General features: G+C 68.8%; 4 protein-coding genes. All 4 read right to left on the bottom strand.

The window, feature by feature from the left end; all coding sequences use genetic code 11:
• Positions 1–520 (bottom strand): thiamine-phosphate kinase (locus ACIKT0_RS15320; protein WP_407106184.1); only part of this gene is annotated, 520 nt, incomplete at its 3' end.
• A 7-nt stretch (positions 521–527) separates the two neighbouring features.
• Complete coding sequence (locus ACIKT0_RS15325) at positions 528–992, bottom strand: type II toxin-antitoxin system RatA family toxin (protein WP_407106186.1); 465 nt, start codon at positions 990–992, stop codon at positions 528–530.
• 108 nt (positions 993–1,100) lie between these two features.
• Complete coding sequence (locus ACIKT0_RS15330) at positions 1,101–2,075, bottom strand: quinone oxidoreductase family protein (RefSeq protein ID WP_407106188.1); 975 nt, start codon at positions 2,073–2,075, stop codon at positions 1,101–1,103.
• 8 nt (positions 2,076–2,083) lie between these two features.
• On the bottom strand, positions 2,084–3,046 hold the full coding sequence (locus tag ACIKT0_RS15335; RefSeq protein WP_407106189.1) for a hypothetical protein: 963 nt from the start codon (positions 3,044–3,046) through the stop codon (positions 2,084–2,086).
• Between the last annotated feature and the right edge of the window lie 388 nt (positions 3,047–3,434).

The following is a 3,434-nucleotide window of genomic DNA, read 5'->3' on the forward strand; positions in this document are numbered from 1 at the left end:
GCCGCAGCCCGAGCGCCGCGTCGCCGATCGTGCCGGTGACGTAGAGCCGCTGCCCGGGCGCCCCGCCGCTGCGCCTCGGCACATGACCTTCCTGCGCGTGCCCGAGAGCGGTGACGGACACCCAGAGCGGCCCCGGGGTCCGGACCGTATCCCCGCCCAGAAGGCTGACCCCGAACTCTTCCTGATCGGCCGCGAGGCCGTCGACGAAGCCCTCCAGCCAGTCCGGCGTCCAGTCCTGAGGCAGCGCCAGCGTCACCAGATAGCCGGCGGGCGCAGCCCCTTTGGCGGCGATGTCCGAGAGATTAACCCGAAGCGCCTTGCGGGCGATCGCGTCCGGCGGGTCGTCCGGAAAGAAGTGAACCCCCGCCACGATGGCGTCGGTCGTGACGACCAGTTCCCGCCCCCCGTCGGCGGGCACCGTGGCCGCGTCGTCCAGCAGCAGAGCCGCTCCCGGCGCCGTCGCGAGCGGACGGAAGAACCTGGCGATCAGTCCGGCCTCGTCCGGGCGACCGACCGTCATCCGGGCCTCACGCGAGCGCCCGCCGGGCGCCGTACACCACCTCGGCGCGTTGCTCGAACGCCTCGGCGTAGCGCCGGAAGACGCGATCGAACACGGATCCGACGAGCATGCCCAGGGTGCGGCTGCGCAGTTCCCAGTCGATGAAGAACTGCACCTCGCAGCCGCCATTCTCGAGCGGCCGGAAGGTCCAGCGGTTCTCGAGGTGGCTGAACGGGCCGTCGAGATACTCGACGAGAATGGTGCTCGCCTCACGATCGAGGGTGACGCGGCTCGTGAACGTCTCGCGGATGATCTTGTAGGCGATCGTCATGTCCGCGACGAACACGGGTCGATGGTCGCGCTCCTCCCGGCGTCGGATCCGGAGCGCTTCGCAGAGCGGCAGGAACAGCGGATACTTCTCGACGTCCGCCACGAGATCGAACATCTCGTCGGCGGTGTGGGGCACGCGTCGGGTTGTGCGAAAGGTCGGCATCAGGCTCGCTGAAGGAACGTCGAATTTGGAACTATAGCGGAGGCGCCGTGCGTGGCGAAGGGCGACGGCCGCCGCCCGCCGGCGCTCTGCCCCAGGCCAGGCTCGGCGTCAGGGGATCAGGATCGTCGAGCCCGTGGTCGCCCTGCCCTCCATGGCCCTATGGGCCTCCGCCGCCTCCGCGAGAGGGAAGCGCTGGCCGATGTCGATCGAGACCACGCCCGATGCGATGACGTCGAACAGGTCCTCGGCCGTCGCGAGCAGTTCCGGGCGGGTCGCGATGTAGTGGAACAGGCTGGCGCGCGTCGCGTAGAGCGAGCCCTTCTGTCCGAGCATTCCGATCGGAAACGGCTCGATCTGGCCGGAAGACTGGCCGAAGCTCACCCAGAGCCCGCGATGCTTCAGACAATCCAGCGAGCCCGGAAACGCGTCCTTGCCGACGGAATCGTACACGACGTCGACGCCCTTGCCGCCGGTGATCTCCCGGACGCGATCGACGAAGCTCTCCGTCCGGTAGTCGATGACGTGGGCGCAGCCCTTGGTCTTGGCGAGCGCGACCTTCTCCGGTCCGCCGGCGGTGCCGATCACGGTCGCGCCGAGATGAGCCGCCCACTGGCAGGCGATCTGCCCCACTCCGCCCGCCGCCGCGTGGAACAGGATCACATGCTCCGGCCCGACCCTGAAGGTGCGGCGCAGCAGGTATTGCGCGGTCATGCCCTTGAGCATCGCGGCGGCTGCGATCTCGTCGCTGACGCCGGCGGGGATCTTCACGAGCCTGTCGGCGGGCAGCACGCGCTCGGTCGCGTAGGCGCCGAGCGGGCCGCCCGCATAGGCCACGCGGTCGCCGACGGCGATCTCCGTCACGCTCTCCCCGATCGCGGTGACGACGCCCGCGCCCTCGGAGCCCAGCGTGAGCGGCAGAGGCTGCGGATAGAGCCCGGTGCGATGATAGACGTCGAGGAAGTTGACGCCGATCGCGGTCTGCCGGATCGCGGCTTCGCCCTTGGCAGGCGCCGGAACCTCGACATCCTCGAAGCTCAGGACGTCGGCGCCGCCGGTCTGGCTGATGCGGATCGCCTTGGCCATGGCCGCTCCTACTTTCCGAGCGCGGTGACGAAGTTGCGGAAGGTCACGTCCGGCGCGCTGGTGTTGTGTCGGGAGAGCTCGATTCGGTCGAACCGGACCTCGCTCGCATTAGCTCCCTTAAACTCCATGATGGGCGCGTTGTAGAGTCCTGCCGTGGTCCGCCAGTTGATCCGGGCGGCGTCGGCGTTGGTCGGGGTCACGAACATCGAACGGATCGCGGCGAACGGCGCCGGCGGGCTGACCCTCGGCCCCTGGAGTAGCACGTCGAGCAGGACCCGTGAGCGGCCGACGCTGCTGACCTTCAACTCGGCCGATCCGCCGCGCGCGAAGGTCATCCGGAACAGCTTCGCCTTCGGATCGATCTCGAGCCGGGAGATGTCGACGATCGGGCGGTGCTGGGTCTCGACCGGGCCGACGAGGAAGGACGTGCCGTAGGCCGCGTCGGGGAAGCGCTCGGGCGGCAGCGGCTTCGCCCGCCAGTATCCATCGAACGGGTAGACGACGAGATACTCGATGAACTTGCCGTCGACCTTCTCGAACAGTTGCACGAGGTGCAGGTCGCTCTCGCCCTTGTCGCCGACCACGACCTCGGCGCCCTTGGCGCGCCAGGACTCGGCGTAGGTGTGCCCCACGACCCGCGTCTCGCCGTCGTCGTAAAGCGTGATCTGTTTGGGCGTGAACTTGTTCTTGGGATCGTCCTTCATCGCTTCGCAATTCGCGAAGTTCGGAGCGGTTTCGTCGGTCTGGAGATCGTTCAGGTAGACGGGCGCGCTGACATCGATCTGGAAGGCGCGCACCCGCTGATCGGTTAGCGTGTAGTAGACGTTGTCGAACTCGGCGCAGTCTGTGGGTTCGCTGAGGTTCTCCACCCAGGCTGTGCCGGGTTCGGCGTCAGCCGCCCGCACGCCGGCGCCCGGCAGGGCCGACGCCAAAACGAGCGCCGCCAGCAGCCCCCGCGATCTGTTCTTCATCGTTCGCCTCCGGTCAGCGCCGGCGGGCAGGCGGAGGAGTTCCGCGCAGGTCGGAAATCTTCACGCCAGCCATCCGGTCGCGACGCGTTCTAGCAAACACGTCGAGAATTTCGACCATCACCGAGCGCGCCGCTGCCGAGTGGATGCAGGCCCTCGGCGCACGGAGGCGAAGTCGTCGGGCGAGAAATCATCACGGCTGCCGCGACGACGACGCCGTAAGCGGCCCGCGCCGTCCCTGCTGCGCCTTCCTCCGGCGGGCGATCGGCCCTAAACCACCGGCTCGGATTGCAGCCGAAGGCGCAAGATATGGACGCGGATCACTCCGAAGTCGCGGTCGTGGGCGGTGGCCCCGCGGGGCTGCTGGCCGCGCTGCTGGCGGCGCGCGCCG

It is taken from the genome of Hansschlegelia beijingensis, assembly GCF_045505405.1.
In the GTDB taxonomy this organism is placed as follows: domain Bacteria; phylum Pseudomonadota; class Alphaproteobacteria; order Rhizobiales; family Methylopilaceae; genus Methylopila; species Methylopila beijingensis_A.